This is a genomic window from Brevundimonas diminuta (assembly GCF_050310045.1).
Lineage (GTDB): Bacteria > Pseudomonadota > Alphaproteobacteria > Caulobacterales > Caulobacteraceae > Brevundimonas > Brevundimonas diminuta_F.
The window spans coordinates 934,074-951,595 of the sequence record NZ_CP190005.1 but is presented as its reverse complement, the minus strand read 5'-3'; the positions used below and the strand labels follow the sequence as shown (position 1 = coordinate 951,595).

Annotated in this window: 11 protein-coding genes; 4 read left to right on the top strand and 7 right to left on the bottom strand. The window is 65.6% G+C overall.

The window, feature by feature from the left end:
• Positions 1-33: 33 nt before the first annotated feature.
• From cydD to ACORJG_RS04395, 3 genes are all read left to right on the top strand, one after another.
• A complete protein-coding gene (cydD, locus tag ACORJG_RS04405) occupies positions 34-1,680 on the top strand; it encodes a thiol reductant ABC exporter subunit CydD (protein ID WP_427791944.1) in 1,647 nt (548 codons plus the stop codon).
• On the top strand, positions 1,677-3,356 hold the full coding sequence (locus tag ACORJG_RS04400) for an amino acid ABC transporter ATP-binding/permease protein (protein WP_427791942.1): 1,680 nt from the start codon (positions 1,677-1,679) through the stop codon (positions 3,354-3,356). Before cydD ends, ACORJG_RS04400 begins: the two co-directional genes overlap by 4 nt.
• A 191-nt stretch (positions 3,357-3,547) precedes the next feature.
• A complete protein-coding gene (locus ACORJG_RS04395; protein WP_427791941.1) occupies positions 3,548-3,922 on the top strand; it encodes a hypothetical protein in 375 nt (124 codons plus the stop codon).
• Between the two features lie 66 nt (positions 3,923-3,988).
• Here ACORJG_RS04395 and ACORJG_RS04390 read toward each other — a convergent pair whose 3' ends face one another.
• The 6 genes from ACORJG_RS04390 to rpsL form a co-directional block, all read right to left on the bottom strand.
• Complete coding sequence (locus ACORJG_RS04390; RefSeq protein ID WP_427791940.1) at positions 3,989-5,302, bottom strand: hemolysin family protein; 1,314 nt, start codon at positions 5,300-5,302, stop codon at positions 3,989-3,991.
• A 124-nt stretch (positions 5,303-5,426) separates the two neighbouring features.
• Positions 5,427-7,013 (bottom strand): ATP-binding protein, encoded by a 1,587-nt coding sequence (locus ACORJG_RS04385; protein WP_427791938.1) that lies wholly within the window; start codon positions 7,011-7,013, stop codon positions 5,427-5,429.
• A gap of 438 nt (positions 7,014-7,451) precedes the next feature.
• On the bottom strand, positions 7,452-8,642 hold the full coding sequence (gene tuf, locus ACORJG_RS04380; protein WP_427788707.1) for an elongation factor Tu: 1,191 nt from the start codon (positions 8,640-8,642) through the stop codon (positions 7,452-7,454).
• A gap of 111 nt (positions 8,643-8,753) precedes the next feature.
• The gene (fusA, locus tag ACORJG_RS04375; protein ID WP_427791937.1) at positions 8,754-10,832 is read right to left on the bottom strand and encodes an elongation factor G; all 2,079 of its coding nucleotides are present in this window, start codon (positions 10,830-10,832) and stop codon (positions 8,754-8,756) included.
• Positions 10,833-10,983: 151 nt separating this feature from the next.
• Complete coding sequence (gene rpsG / locus ACORJG_RS04370; RefSeq protein WP_087140773.1) at positions 10,984-11,457, bottom strand: 30S ribosomal protein S7; 474 nt, start codon at positions 11,455-11,457, stop codon at positions 10,984-10,986.
• Positions 11,458-11,520: 63 nt separating this feature from the next.
• Complete coding sequence (gene rpsL, locus ACORJG_RS04365; protein ID WP_003165508.1) at positions 11,521-11,895, bottom strand: 30S ribosomal protein S12; 375 nt, start codon at positions 11,893-11,895, stop codon at positions 11,521-11,523.
• 380 nt (positions 11,896-12,275) lie between these two features.
• Here rpsL and ACORJG_RS04360 point away from each other — a divergent pair, with 380 nt between their 5' ends.
• Positions 12,276-13,121 carry a hypothetical protein gene (locus ACORJG_RS04360; protein ID WP_427791936.1) on the top strand — a complete coding sequence of 282 codons (846 nt, stop codon included), beginning with the start codon at positions 12,276-12,278 and terminating at the stop codon, positions 13,119-13,121.
• Between the two features lie 127 nt (positions 13,122-13,248).
• Here ACORJG_RS04360 and rpoC read toward each other — a convergent pair whose 3' ends face one another.
• Complete coding sequence (gene rpoC, locus ACORJG_RS04355) at positions 13,249-17,442, bottom strand: DNA-directed RNA polymerase subunit beta' (RefSeq protein WP_427791934.1); 4,194 nt, start codon at positions 17,440-17,442, stop codon at positions 13,249-13,251.
• Positions 17,443-17,522: the final 80 nt, after the last annotated feature.

Below are 17,522 nucleotides of genomic sequence, written 5' to 3'. Positions count from 1 at the left end.
CGATATTCCCATAATGGCGCAACAGGAGACGCGATGACGGCCCAGCCGATCGATCCTCAAGAGGCGAATCGCAGTCGAATCGTGGAAGCGGCGGCGACGGCGGCGGCCTGGCTGAAGTCCGCCCTGGCGCCCTGGCGTCGGCTGATGCGTCTGGGCGGCGTGCTGGTGATCGCCGACACGGTTCCGGCCATCGGATTCGCCGCTGGTCTGGCCCTGGCCGTCGGCGCCCTGCCGCGCGGACTGGACGAAGCGGTTCCCGGCCTGCTGCTGGCGGTCGCCGCCCTGATCGTGCGCGCCGCGCTCGGCCAGGGCGCCGTCCTCGTCAACACCCGCGCCGCCCGCGCCGCCAAGAACGGCCTGCGCCGCCGCGTGCTGAAGGGCGCGCTCAGCGGCCGCCTGTCCGACGCCCAGGTCATGACCGCCGTCGCAGAGGGCGTCGAGGCGCTGGACGGCCACGTCGCCCGCTTCACCCCCGCCCGCACCGCCGCCGCCGCCTCGCCCCTGATCCTGATCGCGGCGGCGGGCGTGGTCAGCCCGTTCACGGCCGGCATCCTGATCTTCACCCTGCTGCCCTTCGTGATAGGCATGGCCCTGACCGGCATGGCGGCGGGGGCCGAAAGCCGCCGTCAGTTCCTGGCGCTGGAGCGGCTGTCGGGTCTGTTTCTGGACCGGGTGCGCGCCCTGCCCGCCATCCTGTCCTTTCAGGCCGAAGCCCAGCAGACGCGCGTCATCGCCCGCGCCTCGGACGATCTGGCCCGCCGCACCGGCAAGGTGCTGAAGGTCGCCTTCCTGTCCTCGGCGGTGCTGGAATTCTTCTCGGCGCTGGCCGTCGCATTTGTCGCCGTCTACTGCGGGTTCAACCTGCTGAAGCTGTTGCCGTTTCCCGCGCCCGACGAACTGAGTCTGGCGCAGGCCTTCTTCGTTCTGGCCCTGGCGCCCGAGGTCTATCAGCCGATGCGCCGCCTCGCCGCGGCCTATCACGACCGTCAGGCCGCCGAGTCCGCCGTCCCCAGTCTCAGCCGACTGGATCAGGCCGAAGAAGCGCCCCGCCCCCGCCCCGCCGTTCCGACGGCGGCGCCCGCCATCCGGTTCTGCGACGTGGCCGTCGCCTATGACGGCGCGCCGGTCCTCAGCGGTTTCAATCTGACGGTCGCGTCCGGCTCCATCGTCGCCCTGACCGGCCTCAGCGGCGCGGGCAAGACCAGCCTGCTGAACCTGTTTCTGGGTCTGGCGCCCCTGTCGGGCGGCGAGGTCGAGGTCGACGACGCGCGCCTGTCCGACGCGCCCGACCTGACCGCCTGGATCGCCTGGGCCGGTCAGGCGCCGGTCGTGATCCGGGGGACGCTGGCCGAGAACATCGCCCTGGCCCATCGCAGCGCCACATCCGAACAGATCGAACAGGCCGCGCGCAGGGCGGGCCTCGACGGCGCGCTGGACCGTCTGATCGACGAGCGCGGCGGCGGCCTGTCGGGGGGCGAGCGGCGGCGGCTGGGTCTGGCCCGCGCTTTCCTGAAGCCCGCGCCCCTGCTGCTTCTGGACGAGCCGACCGCCAATCTGGACGCCGCCGCCGAGGCCGCCCTCTTGCCGCTCATCCGCGAGGCGGCGCGCGGGCGCACGACCCTGATCGCGACCCATTCCGACGCCGTGGCCGAACTGGCCGATGCAGTGGTGCGCCTGTGAAGCCTCAGTCCTCTTCCGGCGTCGTCCGCCTCAAGGCCATGATCCGCGCTCAGGAGCGCGCCCAGTTCCCGCGCCTGCTGGCCGCATCGGTCACAGGAGCGCTGGTCTCGGCCGGCGCCGTAGCCCTGCTGGGCGTATCGGGCTGGTTCATCACCGCATCCGCTCTGGCCGGAGCGGCCGGCCCCGCCGTGGCCCATGTGTTCAACTATCTGGTGCCCAGCGCGGTCATCCGCTTTCTGGCCATCGTCCGCACCGCCTCCCGCTATGGCGAGCGCGTCACCGGCCACGAGGCGGCGCTGAAGGCGCTGGCCGCCCTGCGTCCTCAACTGTTCGATGGTCTGGCGCGCGGCTCCACGACGCGCGCCCTTTCGCTGGCGGGCGGCGAGGCTTCGGCCCGATTGGTGCAGGATGTCGACGCCGTTCAGGATCGCTTCGTGCGCCTGTCCGCGCCGTGGAGCGCGGGCGCAGGCCTGCTGACCGGCATGGTGATGGCCTCGCTGGCCGGATGGCGCGCCGCCGTCGCTGTCCCCCTGGCCGCGATGCTCAGCGTGGGTGTGGGCGTCATCCTGGGCCGCCGTCTGGCCCAGCCCGCGGGCCGTCGCCAGCAAGAGGCGATGGGCGACTTCAAGACCGACTTCGCCGCCATGTCCGCCGCCGCGCCCGAGCTTCAGGCCTATGGCATGAAGGACTGGGCCGTCGACCGGCTGGCTCGCCAAGGCGGCGAGGTCGAGGCCGCCGCCGAGGCGCTGGCCCGCGCCGGAGGCTGGCTGATGGCGGGGCAGACGCTGGCGATGGCGCTGGGCGTGACGGGCGCGGCGCTGGCCGCAGGCGCCGCCTCGCCTGCCCTGACCGCCCTGTCCATGCTGGCCGCCGTCGCCACGATCGAGAGCGCTGGCAATCTGTTGAACGCCCTGCGCCAGAACGGCGCCGTCGCCGTCGCCGTCCAGCGTCTGGGCGAGCTGCTGGATGGAGAGGCGCCGTCCACGGCGCCGGATTCGGTCGCGCCGAACCTGTATCTGGCGACGCCCGGCCTGCATCTGGCCCCGCCTCAACGTCTGGCCATCGTCGGCCGATCAGGCGCGGGCAAGACCACCCTGATCGAGCGGATGATGCATCTGCGCCCGCCCATGCCCGGCGAAATCGCCTTCGCCGATCTCAAGGGCGCCGATCAGGCGCTGGAGACCCTGTCGCCGGACGCCGTGCGCCCCCTGTTCGCCTATGCGCCGCAGCAGGCTGTGCTGATGGCCGGTACGGTGCGCGAGAACCTGCGTCTGGCCGCCTCCACGGCCGATGATGAACAGCTCTGGGCCGTGCTTGAGGACGCCGGGCTGGCCGATCGCATTCGCGCCGCGCCGGGCGGTCTGGACGTCGCGCTGGGCGAAAACGGCGCGCGGTTGTCGGGCGGCGAGCGGCGACGGCTGGGTCTTGCGCGCGCCTATCTGCGTCCTGCCCCCTGGCTGGTTCTGGACGAGCCGACAGAAGGGCTGGACGCCGTGACCGAAGCCCGCGTTCTGGAACGGCTGGCCGCCCGCCTGCGCCGCACCGGACAGGGACTGATCCTGATCAGCCACCGGCCCGCCCCGCTGACGCTGTGCGATACGACCCTGTGCGTCAGCGGCATCGACGCACACGGCCGCGTTCAGGCCGCAGCACAGCCGCTCGTCGTCGAGGCGTAAAACGCGGGAACTTTGATCTCCATCAAGGCGGCGCCTTCGGCGGCAGGCTCTGCTGACGGGACAGGAGATTGACCCATGCCTACCGAAATCATTCCCGCCGTCGCCGCCATCGTCGCCTTCTTTCTGATCTTCATGGCCGGTCTCGGCTTCGGCGTCGTCGCCACCAACATGGCCGACCGCAAGGACCGCTGATGATGGCGCTGCACCACATCCGCCTGGAGCTTGCGCGCGAGGCGCAGGCGCCGCACGGCGACCCTCGTGACGGCTATGATCTGGTCATGACGCTGGACGAAGAGGCGCGCCTGAATGCTGCGGCCATTCTGGCTGCGCCTGAGCGCACGCGCGTTCGGCGTTTCCGCGACGGCGAGACGCTGGCGGTCGGTCAACTGGGCCGCGATACGCAGGGCCGCTGGCTGCTCGACTTCCCCGGAGAGGATTCCGACGCCGTGGGCTATCGCCTGGCTGACGAACAGTTCGTGGTCGGCGAATATGTCTCTCTGGCCGAGCCGAACGGCCCGATGCGCCCCTATCGGGTCGCGCTGGTTCAGCCTCTCGGCCGCCCCTGAAAGAAAAAAGAGCCGGTCCTGTCACGGACCGGCTCCTGCAATCTTCACCGACAACGCCGTCTGATATCAGGCGGCGTTGTTTTCCTGTCCGGGAATAACCGGGCGGAACAACAGCTTGTCGATGCGGCGATCGTCCATGTCGATGACCTCGACCTCGAAACGGCCCAGCTGGAGAATGTCGCCCTCGTTCGGCACGCGCGACAGGTGGTGCAGCACCAGCCCAGCCACCGTGTGGAAGCCTTCGTGCTCGCCGAAGTCTTCGCCGAGAATTTCCCCCAGTTCGTCCAGATCGACCTGACCGTCCACCGCCCAGGTGCCGTCTGTGCGCTTGCGCACGGCGGTTTCGGTCTCGTCGTGGCTTTCGTTAAAGTCGCCGGCGATCATCTCCAGCAGGTCCGTCGCCGTGACCACGCCTTCAAAGGCGCCGTATTCATCAACGACGAAGGCCATGTGAACCTTCGAGCCCTTCAGGATCTCCAGCGCCTTCAGCACCGAAGTCGACTGCGGGATGAAGGCCGGTTCGGCCACCAGCTTCTCGACATTGAACTCGCCATTATCGAGCAGGCTGTCCAGCAGGTCCTTCTTGTGGACGACGCCCAGCGGATTATCGATGTCGTTGTCGCGCGCCACCACGATGCGCGAATAGGGACAGGTGCGGATCTCTTCGCGCAGTGTCTCTTCGGAATCATCCAGCGCGATCCAGTAGACCTCATGGCGCGGCGTCATGGCCACACGCACGGCCCGGTCGCCCAGACGCATGATCTCTTCGATCATCTCCTGCTCTTCCGGTTCGATCAGGCCAGCAGACGTGCCTTCGGCCAGAATGCTCTCGACCTCTTCCTGGGTTACGTCCGAACCATCGCGGTCCTTGACGCCCAGCAGCTTCAGAATTCCCGAGGTCGAAGCCGTCAGCAGCAGCACGAACGGCTTCATCACAAGCGCGAGAGTCGAGATCGGCCCGGCCATCTTCGAAGCGATCGCTTCGGGGAAGATAAGCGCCAGACGCTTGGGCACCAGTTCGCCGACAATCAGCGAGACATAGGTGATCACCACAACGACCAGCGCCGTCGCGATAATCTGCGAATAGGGAGCCATGGCGGGGAAGTGCGCCATCAGCATCTCGTCCAGTTCGCCCGCAATGGCGGCCTGACCATAGGCGCCCGCCAGAATGCCGATCAGGGTGATGCCCACCTGAACCGCCGAGAGGAACTGGGTCGGCTCCTCAGCCAGTTTCAGTGCGGCCCGAGCGCCGCGATCGCCTCTTTCGGCACGGCTCTGAAGTTTTGATTTTCGGGAAGACACGACCGCAAGTTCGGTCATGGCGAAAAGGCCGTTCAGCACCACAAGCAGCAGCACGACGACGATAGCGATGGTCAACATCGAAAAGGGAAAAGCCCTGACGCGGCGCAACTAACGGCGTCCGCCCGACCCATAATAAAGGCGAACCCCGGTCTGCGCCAGCTTTCTTGTCGCTCATGGCGCGCCCTGTCTCCGCGACCTGCGGTCACGCCGCCGAACAAACGCCATCATCCGACCACTCGGCCGCCGCCGCAACGCCCTGCTCGATGCCCTGCAACAGGACGTCCAGAGTGACCGGCTTGGCCACCAGATGGTCGGCCCCGGCCTGCACCGCCTTAAGGTGATGAACTTCCGTCGTATTGGCCGTCAGCATGACGATCGGCGTGCGTTCAGAGCCCCGGCGCGTCTCCTCGGCCCGTATCCGTCGCATGGAATCCAGCCCGTCCATGACCGGCATCTGCATATCCATCAACACCATGTCGAAACGCTCCTGCTGGAAACGCAGAACGCCCTCCAGACCATTGTCGGCGGTGACGATCTCAAAGCCCAGCGGCTCCAGCAGGCAGCGCACGACCATCTGGTTGGCCGGATTGTCCTCGACCGCCAGAATACGCAACTGCGGTCCTTCGTTCGAGGTTGGCGCGTCCAGCACGGTGGCGCCTGCATCCTCGACGGTCGGCAAACGCTCGATCGGCAGGCTGACGCGGAACAGGCTGCCGGTCCCCGGCGCCGACTCCGCTGAAATTTCGCCGCCCATCAGTTCCGCCAGCGACTTGCAGATCGACAGCCCCAGGCCCGTGCCGCCGAACTGGCGCGAGATGGCGTCATCCGCCTGCACGAAAGGCTTGAACAGCCGTTGCGCCGCCTCAGCGTCAAAGCCGATACCCGTGTCCTCGACCTCGATCATCAGTCGGTCGCCATCATCGCCAGCGCGCACGTCGACGCGAACCGTGACCCGTCCTTCGGTCGTGAACTTCACCGCATTGGACACCAGATTGGAGACAATCTGCGTGATGCGCACCCCGTCGCCGATCACCTGTCCCTGCGCCGCCGGCGAGAAGACGACATCCAGCGCCAGTTGCTTATCCTCAGCCGCTGCACGACGCATCTCGACCACGGCCTCGATGTCCGCCTTCAGGTCGAACGACGCCGATGACAGGCTGAACTGCCCCGCCTGCATCTTCGACAGGTCCAGCATGTCGTCCAGCACACGGCGCAGGGAATCCCCCGCCCCCGTGATCAGGTTCAGCATCTCGGCCTGGCGCGGCGTCAGCGTCGTATGGGCCAGCGCAGACGCCAGACCCAACACCGCGTTCAGCGGGGTGCGGACCTCATGGCTGATGTTTGCGAAGAAGCGGTCGCGAACCTCGGCGGCGCGCTTGGCCTCGGCCTGCGCCTGTTCAAGCGCCTTCAGCGCGCGGACGTGGTCCGAGACTTCAAAGCGGATGGCCGTATAGGTCTCGGGCCGACCGTCCGGGCCGAGGTTGGGCACGATGGTGGTGTCCACCCAATAGGAAGCGCCTGCCTTGGTGCGGTTCTGGATGGTGCCGCGCCACACCTGGCCACGCGCGATGGTGCGGTACAGGTTGCGGAAATAATCACGCTCGTGAACGCCCGAGTTCACCACCCTGTGCGTCTGGCCGATCAGTTCCGCACGCGAATAGCCGCTGACCGCCTCGAACTTGTCGTTGCAGTACAGAATACGCCCGGCGCGGTCGGTGATCGCAACGATGGCTGCCTCGTCCAGAGCAGCGGAAAGCCCTGCCCGGCGGGGCCAGTCGACATCAGACATTCAGTGGTCCTCTCAGGCGCACCTCATGCCCGCGTCATGGCTTCCAAATGCTTAATTGTAACAACCGACCAAGATCTAATATTGCCTTTTGATGCGCCTCAATAACCAGGCTTGGGCTCGGCCGTCCCCCCGCCTTCCCTTGCTCGTCAAATGCAAAACAGCCCCCGGATCGCTCCGGGGGCCGCTCTGTTACGCTTTACTCTGGCCTAACGCGCTTTCGCGCTGCTTGAGGCCATTACTCCGGCCTAACGCGCTTTCGCGCTGCTTGAGGCCATTACTCCGGCCTAACGCGCTTTCGCGCTGCTTGAGGCCGGTACGCTTACGCTTACTCTTACTGTGCGACCCGAAAGCCGCCCGTCGATTACTCGACGATCTTGGCCCCGGCGGGAGCGGAAGCTCCCGCCAAGGTCTTTAGTCTCGCGTGGCGAGGATCGTCGATTACTCGACGATCTTGGCCACGACGCCGGCGCCGACGGTGCGGCCGCCTTCACGGATGGCGAAGCGCAGCTTCTCTTCCATCGCGATCGGCGTGATCAGCTCCACGTCCAGCTCGGCGTTGTCGCCCGGCATGATCATTTCCACGCCTTCCTTCAGCTTCACGATGCCGGTCACGTCGGTCGTGCGGAAGTAGAACTGCGGACGGTAGTTCGTGAAGAACGGCGTGTGACGGCCGCCTTCTTCCTTGTTCAGGATGTAGGCCTCAGCCACGAACTTGGTGTGCGGCGTGATCGAACCCGGCTTGCACAGCACCTGGCCGCGCTCGACGTCTTCACGCTTGGTGCCGCGCAGCAGCACGCCCACGTTGTCGCCGGCTTGACCTTGGTCCAGCAGCTTGCGGAACATTTCGACGCCCGTGCAGGTCGTCTTCTGAACCGGACGGATGCCGACGATTTCGACTTCTTCACCGACCTTCACGATGCCGCGCTCGACGCGACCCGTCACCACGGTGCCGCGGCCCGAGATCGAGAACACGTCTTCGACCGGCATCAGGAACGGCATGTCGATCGGGCGTTCCGGTTGCGGGATGTAGGCGTCGACCGCCGCCATCAGCTCCAGGATGCGCTCTTCGCCGATGTGGGCGTCGCGGTCTTCGACAGCGGCCAGGGCCGAGCCCTTGACCACCGGGATGTCGTCGCCCGGGAACTGGTACGAGCTGAGCAGCTCGCGCACTTCCATTTCGACCAGCTCCAGCAGCTCTTCGTCGTCGACCATGTCGACCTTGTTCAGGAAAACCACCAGCGCCGGAACGCCGACCTGACGCGACAGCAGGATGTGCTCGCGGGTCTGCGGCATCGGGCCGTCAGCGGCCGAGCACACCAGAATCGCGCCGTCCATCTGAGCAGCGCCCGTGATCATGTTCTTCACGTAGTCGGCGTGGCCCGGGCAATCGACGTGCGCGTAGTGACGGTTGGCCGTCTCATACTCGACGTGCGACGTGTTGATGGTGATGCCGCGCGCTTTTTCTTCCGGCGCGTTGTCGATGTCGGCGTAGTTCATCGCCTTGCTGCCGCCGGCCTTCGCCAGCGTCATCGAGATCGCCGCCGTCAGCGTCGTCTTGCCGTGGTCAACGTGGCCGATCGTGCCGATGTTGCAGTGCGGCTTAGTGCGTTCGAACTTTTCCTTGGCCATTCTCTAGCTCCTGGTGTCCCCAAACTGGGGTCCAAATGGGTTTGGGGATAGGTGGGGCGATTTGTGACCAAACCGCCCCGTTTTCAAGTGGGTTCGTCTGTAAAGACGGACTTAGGCGTATTTCTTGATCACTTCGTCGGCGACGTGTTGCGGCACCGATTCATAGTGGTCGTACTGCATGGTGAACTGGGCGCGGCCCTGAGACATGCCACGCAGGGTGTTCACATAGCCGAACATGTTGGCCAGCGGCACGAAAGCATTCACGACGACGGCGTTGCCGCGCATGTCCTGCCCCTGGATCATGCCGCGGCGGCCGTTCAGGTCGCCGATGATCGAACCCAGATACTCTTCCGGAGTCACGACCTCGACGGCCATGATCGGCTCGAGCAGCTTCGGCCCGCCCTTTTCACGCAGTTCCTTGAAGGCCGCGCGCGAGGCGATTTCGAAGGCCAGGACCGAGGAGTCCACGTCGTGGAAGGCGCCGTCGATCAGGGTCGCCTTGACGTCGATCACCGGGAAGCCGGCCAGCAGGCCGTTCTCCTTGGCCGACTTCAGGCCCTTTTCAACGCCCGGAATGTATTCCTTGGGCACCGCGCCGCCGACGATCGCCGACTCGAAGACGAAGTCCGTGCCCGGCTCGCCCGGCTCGAACACCAGCTTGACGCGGGCGAACTGGCCCGTACCGCCGGTCTGCTTCTTGTGGGTGTAGTCGATCTCGACCTTGCGGCTGATCGATTCACGATAGGCGACCTGCGGCGCGCCGATGGTGGCTTCGACCTTGTAGGTGCGCTTCAGGATGTCGATCTTGATGTCCAGGTGCAGCTCGCCCATGCCCTTCAGGATCGTCTGGCCCGACTCGTGGTCGGTCGAAACGGTGAAGGACGGATCTTCCGAAGCCAGCTTGGCCAGGGCGACGCCCAGCTTCTCCTGGTCGGCCTTGGTCTTGGGCTCGACGGCGATCTCGATGACCGGCGCCGGGAATTCCATCTTCTCGAGGATGACCGGCGACTTCAGCGGGTCGCACAGGGTGTCGCCGGTGCGGGTTTCCTTCAGGCCTGCCAGGGCGACGATGTCGCCGGCGTAGGCTTCCTTGATGTCTTCGCGGTTGTTCGAGTGCATCAGCAGCATGCGGCCGACGCGCTCACGCTTGTCGCGCGACGAGTTCAGCAGCGACTGGCCGGTTTCCATCTTGCCCGAATAGACGCGGCAGAAGGTGATCGAGCCGACGAAGGGGTCGTCCATGATCTTGAAGGCCAGGACCGACAGGGCTTCATCGTCAGAAGCCTTACGCGAGGTCGGCTCTTCGGTCTTGAAGTCGATGCCCGGGATGGCCGGGATGTCGACCGGCGACGGCAGGTAGTCGACGACGGCGTCCAGCAGCGGCTGCACGCCCTTGTTCTTGAAGGCCGAGCCGCAGAGGATCGGATAGAAGGCGCCCGAGATGACGGCCTTACGGATGCAGCGCTTCAGCACTTCAACCGAGGGCTCTTCACCACCCAGGTAGGATTCCATCGCCTCGTCGTCGATTTCGACGGCGTTGTCGACCAGGTACTGACGGGCTTCGGCAGCGGCGTCGGCGAGGTCAGCCGGGATATCGCGGATGTCGGCGGCGGCGCCGACCTGGTCGGTTTCCCAGACCATAGCCTTCATCTCGACCAGGTCGATCACGCCCTTCAGGTTCGATTCCGAACCGATCGGCAGCTGGATCGGCACAGCCTTGGCGCCCAGACGGTCGCGGATCGACTCGACCGACTTGTCGAAGTCGGCGCCGATCTTGTCCATCTTGTTGACGAAGACGATGCGGGGGACCTTGTACTTGTCGGCCTGGCGCCAGACGGTTTCCGTCTGCGGCTCAACGCCGGCGTTGCCGTCCAGCACCGTCACGGCGCCGTCGAGGACGCGCAGCGAGCGTTCGACTTCAATGGTGAAGTCCACGTGGCCCGGGGTGTCGATGATGTTGAGGCGCTTGTCTTTCCAGAAGGCGGTCGTCGCGGCCGACGTGATGGTGATGCCGCGTTCCTGCTCCTGGTCCATCCAGTCCATGGTGGCCGAACCGTCGTGGGTTTCGCCCATTTTGTGGTTCTTGCCCGTGTAGAACAGAATCCGCTCGGTCGTCGTCGTCTTGCCCGCGTCGATGTGGGCCATGATGCCGAAGTTGCGGTAGTCTTCGATTTTATGCGTGCGGGGCATTTGGGTTGCCTTCGGGTGCTTCGCGGACGCGCCAAGCGCCCAGGAGAGTATCGGATAGGTCGGCGCGGGCGACTGTGTTTCAGCCACCCGCGCCGGGGAACGTCAGCTTGTCACCGCCCATACCCTGAAAAGGGGGACGGTTTTAAGACGCTTACCAGCGGTAGTGGCTGAAGGCGCGGTTGGCTTCGGCCATCTTGTGGGTGTCTTCACGCTTCTTGACTGCGGTGCCGCGGTTGTTCGAGGCGTCCAGCAGTTCAGCAGCCAGCTTTTCCGTCATGGTGTTTTCGCCGCGGTTGCGCGCAGCGTTGACCAGCCAGCGGATGGCCAGGGCGCGACGACGGTCCGGACGGACTTCGACCGGCACCTGATAGGTGGCGCCGCCGACGCGACGCGAACGGACTTCGACCGACGGGGCGACGTTTTCCAGAGCAGCGTGGAAGGTCTCGACCGCAGTCTGCTCCTTCTTCTTGTCCGCCAGGATGTCGAAGGCGCCGTAAACGATGTTTTCGGCGACGGCCTTCTTACCTTCGTACATGACGTAGTTCATGAACTTGGTGACGATCAGATCGCCGAACTTGGGATCCGGCAGAACTTCACGCTTCTGGGCGCGGTGACGACGCGACATGGGTTATTCCTTCTCGGGCCCGACTGACGTCGGGGAAATCTCTGAAACGTAGGCCGGGGCCGATTACTTCGGACGCTTGGCGCCGTAGTGCGAACGACGCTGCTTGCGGTCCTTGACGCCTTGGGTATCGAGCACGCCGCGCAGGATGTGGTAACGCACGCCAGGCAAGTCCTTCACACGGCCGCCGCGGATCAGCACGACCGAGTGCTCCTGCAGGTTGTGGCCTTCGCCGGGGATGTAGCAAACGGCTTCGACGCCGTTCTTGGCCAGGCGGACCTTGGCGACCTTACGCAGAGCCGAGTTCGGCTTCTTCGGGGTCGTGGTGTACACGCGGGTGCAGACGCCGCGACGCTGGGGCGAACCCTCCAGGGCCGGGACCTTGTTGCGAACCGGCTTCGGCTTGCGGGGCTTGCGGATCAGCTGGTTGATCGTGGGCATTCGAATTCGTCTCTTTTCGATGTGGAGGCGTGTGTCTTTCGACCGGAGCGCCTCATGAGCCTTCTTTTGAACGAGACCGAAGCCCCGCCCGGGTGTTATCGAGCCGAGGTCATAACGCCCAAACAGAAAAACCGGAACGCGCGCTTCGGGCGTTCCGGCGGGACACAGCCCGTCCGTTCAATTGTCACGATCTCAGCGGACGGCGAACCGCCCACGTCTCGAAAGTGCGCGGCTTCTACGCGCGATCCGTTAACAGGTCAAGGGATTCGCAGATCAGGACCGAACGCCCCGTCCCCTTCCCTGTCGCGCGCCCGTTGCGTCTTCGCCTCTATATCGCCACGCTTGCCCCTGCATCCTGACTTCGGGGATGGGAGGTCGACATGACCGTCGCAGTTCTGACGCCGACGAAGACGAGCCCGGGACGCCATGCCCGGAACCGCAGGCTGATGCTGGTCGGCGGCTCTGTCCTGATCCACGGCCTGCTGTTGCCGCCCCTGATGTTCCTGACCGCCCGCCCTCCCCTGCGGGTCGTCGACGCCGCACCTGCCCCTATCTATCTGGAGATAGAACCGCGCCCGCTGTTGCCCCAGGAGCGGCCGCGCCAGCCGACGGCGACCGCCGCTCCGGCTGCAATTACACGCACGACGGGACAGCCCCGCCCCGGCGCCGCGCCGATCCCTGCGCCCGCCTTGCCGACGCCGCCCGCACCCCGCATCGCCCGCCCGGCGCCGGACGACACCCCTGCCGCCGCCTCGGCCCAGACCATCGACCCGTGGCGCGTCACGCCCGAGAGCCAGGCCGCCGCCACGGCGCGCGCCCTGCGGACCTCGCCCGCCGGATGTCGCTCCTATGACAGTCTGAGCCGCGCCGAGCAGGCCCTGTGCGACGAACAGTTCAACGAACGCGCGGCCGCCGCAGCCGAACGACGCCCCATCAACGGCACAGGCAACGCCGAGCGCGACGCCCGCTTCGCCCGCGAAGGCGCGCGTGAACTACAACGCTATGAGGCGAAGCGACGCCCGCTCAGCGGCGGCGTAGGCGTTCTGGCGCCGCAGGACTGCCCCGGCTCCAACTTCGGCACGGGTTGCGCAGGCGCCCATCTGGATTCCTCGATGCAGATGGATTCCAACCGCAATATCCAAACCCGCCGCGAAGGCCCCTCCGCCTCAGGCCGCCCGATGACGCCGGGCGCCGCCGGCCCCCGCGAGCCGATGCGACCGCATTAGCTTCGCCCTACCCCGTCGGGAGAGGGATCAGTTGACGGCCTCAAGCAGCGCGAAGCGCGATAGGCCAAACAAAAAGAGCGGCGCCTTTCGACGCCGCCCTCTTCAGTCATTCAGGTCTGAACCCGGATCAGTCGGCCGACTGCTCCAGTTCCAGGGCCAGATCCGCGGGAAGCGGCTCGACCGCGTCTTCGCGGGCCTGAGTCAGCTCAGCGTCACGCTCGTTGGCGATCTTCTGCAGGCTGCGCAGGTAGGAGCCCGTGCCCGCCGGGATCAGGCGACCCACGATCACGTTCTCCTTCAGGCCTTCCAGCGTGTCCTTCTTGCCGTGGACCGAAGCCTCGGTGAGGACGCGGGTCGTCTCCTGGAACGAGGCCGCCGAGATGAAGCTGCGGGTCTGCAGCGACGCCTTGGTGATGCCCAGCAGGACCGGTTGCACGGTGGCGATACGGCCGCCGCGCTTCTCGACCTTGGCGTTCTCGATGTCGACTTCGATCCGGTCGACGTGGTCGCCCTTGATCAGCGTCGTCTCGGCCGAGTCGATGACTTCAACCTTCTGCAGCATCTGACGGACGATGACTTCGATGTGCTTGTCGTTGATCGGCACGCCCTGCAGTCGGTAGACCTCCTGCACTTCGTTCACCAGATACTCGGCCAGCGCCTCGACGCCCTGGATGCGCAGCAGGTCGTGCGGATCCGGGTTGCCGTCGATGATGTAGTCGCCCTTCTGGATCAGATCGCCGTCGTGGACGGAGATGTGCTTGCCCTTCGGGATCAGGAACTCGACCGCTTCGCCCTGGTTGCCGTCTGCGTCGACCTCCGGGGTGATCTTGATGCGGCGCTTGTTCTTGTAGTCGCGACCGAATTCGACGCGACCGTCCATCTCGGCGATGACCGCGCAATCCTTCGGACGACGGGCTTCGAACAGTTCGGCCACGCGCGGCAGACCGCCGGTGATGTCGCGGGTCTTGGCGCCTTCGGTCGGGATACGGGCGACGATATCGCCCGGCTTGACCTCGTCGCCGTTGGCCACCGACAGGATGGCCCCCACGGGCAGCAGGTAACGCGCGTCAGAACCGCTCGACAGCTTGGCGTAGCTGTCGCCCTGGGTGACGCCCACGGCCGGACGCAGGTCCGAACCGCGCGGGCTGGCGCGCCAGTCGGAGACGACGCGCTGAGCGATGCCCGTGGCCTCGTCCGTCTCTTCCTTGACCGACAGGCCGTCGACCAGGTCCTCGAAGCGGACCACGCCGCCGACTTCCGTCAGGATCGGGGTGGTGTAGGGGTCCCATTCGGCCAGACGCTGGTTCTTGGCCACTTCGCCGCCGTCCTTGACGCGCAGGCGCGCGCCGTAAGGCACCTTGTAGGATTCGCGGTCCTTGCCGTCGACGGTCACGGTGACCACGACGTTGCGGCTCATGGCCACCGGATCGCCATGGGCGGCGATAACGGTCGGGCCCACGACCTTGATGATGCCGGCGTTGGTCGCCTCGAAGAACGAAGTTTCCGCCACCTGGGCCGTACCGCCGATGTGGAAGGTCCGCATCGTCAGCTGGGTGCCCGGCTCGCCGATCGACTGTGCGGCGATGACGCCGACCGCTTCGCCGATGTTGACGTTGGTGCCGCGCGCCAGGTCACGGCCGTAGCACATGCCGCAGATGCCGGCGTCGGCTTCACAGGTCAGGGCCGAGCGGACCTTGATGGACTGGACGCCCACCTTGTCGATCATCTCGACTTCTTCTTCCTGCAGATAGGTGTCCGCAGGATACAGGACCTCGCCGCCCGGCTCCTTGATGTCCTCGGCCGCGTAACGGCCCAGGACGCGCTGGCCCAGCGAGACCAGAACGTCGCCGCCTTCGACCACGGCGCGCAGGGTGATGCCGCGCGTCGAACCGCAGTCTTCCTCGGTGACGATGGAGTCCTGCGCCACGTCCACCAGACGACGGGTCAGATAACCCGAGTTGGCGGTCTTCAGGGCGGTGTCGGCCAGACCCTTACGGGCGCCGTGGGTCGAGTTGAAGTATTCAAGGACGGTCAGGCCTTCCTTGAAGTTCGAGATGATCGGCGTCTCGATGATCTCGCCCGAGGGCTTGGCCATCAGGCCGCGCATGCCGCCCAGCTGCTTCATCTGGGCCTGCGAGCCACGAGCGCCCGAGTTGGCCATCATGAAGACCGAGTTGATGTCGGGCTCCTGGCCCTTGATCAGGACGCGGGGCTGGGCGATTTCGCCCATCATCTCATCGGCGATCTTGTCCGTGGCCTTGGCCCAGGCGTCGACGACCTTGTTGTACTTCTCGCCCTTGGTGATGAGGCCGTCGGCGTACTGTTGCTCGTACTCCTCGACCTGGGTGCGGGTCTCATTGACCAGCTGTTCCTTCTTGGCCGGGATGACGATGTCGTCCTTGCCCACCGAGATGCCGGCCTTGGCGGCTTCGCGGAAGCCCATCTGCATCATCTGGTCGGCGAAGATGACCGTCGCCTTCTGACCGCAGTGACGGTAGACCTGATCGATCAGGTTGCCGATTTCCTTCTTGGTCAGGTTCTTGTCCAGAAGGTTGTAGCCGATGTTCGGGTTGTGCGGCAGCAGCGCGCCCAGCTTCATCCGGCCCGGCGTGGTGTCGATCACCTTGGTCACGACTTCGCCGTCCGAGTTCATCTCGGTCCAGCGCGCCTTGATCTTGGTGTGCAGGGTCACGACCTTGGCGTCCAGCGCCGCGTCGATTTCGCCCATGTTGGCGAACAGCTTGCCCTCGCCCGGCTGACCTTCCTTGACCAGCGACAGGTAGTAGAGGCCGAGCACGATGTCCTGCGACGGCACGATGATCGGCTTGCCGTTGGCGGGCGACAGGATGTTGTTCGTCGACATCATCAGCACGCGCGCTTCCAGCTGGGCCTCGAGGCTCAGCGGAACGTGCACGGCCATCTGGTCGCCGTCGAAGTCAGCGTTGAACGCCGTACAGACCAGCGGGTGCAGGCGGATAGCCTTGCCCTCGATCAGCTTGGGCTCGAACGCCTGGATGCCCAGACGGTGCAGCGTCGGCGCGCGGTTCAGCAGAACCGGGTGCTCGCGGATGACCTCGTCCAGAATGTCCCAGACGGCGGGCTGTTCGCGCTCGACCATGCGCTTGGACTGTTTAACGGTGCCCGACAGGCCCTTGGCGTCCAGACGCGCGTAGATGAACGGCTTGAACAGCTCCAGCGCCATCTTCTTGGGCAGGCCGCACTCGTGCAGCTTCAGCTCCGGACCCACGGTGATGACCGAACGGCCCGAGTAGTCGACGCGCTTGCCCAGCAGGTTCTGACGGAAGCGGCCCTGCTTGCCTTTCAGCATGTCGGCCAGCGACTTCAGCGGACGCTTGTTGGCGCCGGTGATCACGCGGCCGCGACGGCCGTTGTCGAACAGGGCGTCGACGGATTCCTGCAGCATCCGCTTCTCGTTGCGGATGATGATGTCCGGCGCGCGCAGTTCGATCAGGCGCTTCAGGCGGTTGTTCCGGTTGATGACCCGGCGATACAGGTCGTTCAGGTCCGACGTCGCGAAGCGGCCGCCGTCCAGCGGCACCAGCGGACGCAGTTCCGGCGGGATGACCGGCACGATGGTCAGGATCATCCACTCCGGCTTGTTGCCCGACTCGATGAAGGCTTCCATCAGCTTCAGACGCTTGGAGGCCTTCTTGGCCTTCAGCTCCGACGGGCTGTCGGCCAGTTCCGCGCGGTGCTTTTCAGCCTCGGCGTTCAGGTCGATCGCCATCAGCAGGTTGCGGACGGCCTCGGCGCCGATCTCGGCGGTGAAGCCGTCGTCGCCGAACTCTTCCTGATAGTGATAGAACTCGTCTTCCGTCAGCAGCTGGTTCTGCTTCAGCGGGGTCAGGCCCGGCTCGGTGACGATGTAGTTCTCGAAGTACAGGACGCGTTCGACGTCCTTCAGCGCCATGTCCAGCATCAGCGAGATGCGGCTCGGCAGCGACTTCAGGAACCAGATGTGGGCGACCGGGGCGGCCAGGTCGATGTGACCCATGCGCTCGCGGCGGACGCGAGCCAGGGTGACTTCAACGCCGCACTTCTCGCAGATGATGCCCTTGTACTTCATGCGCTTGTACTTGCCGCACAGGCATTCGTAGTCCTTGGTCGGGCCAAAGATACGGGCGCAGAACAGGCCGTCACGCTCGGGCTTGAACGTGCGGTAGTTGATGGTTTCCGGCTTCTTGATCTCGCCGAACGACCATGAACGGATCTTCTCCGGCGAGGCCAGAGCGATCTTGATCTGGTCGAAGGTCGGGGTGACCGGGACCGGGTTGAAGATGTTCAGGACTTCCTGGTTCATCTTTATTCCTTCTGCGGGAATGCCCCGCGAAAATCATTCAGAGAGGAGAACAGGCGGACCGCCCTCCCCCGCCGAGGCGA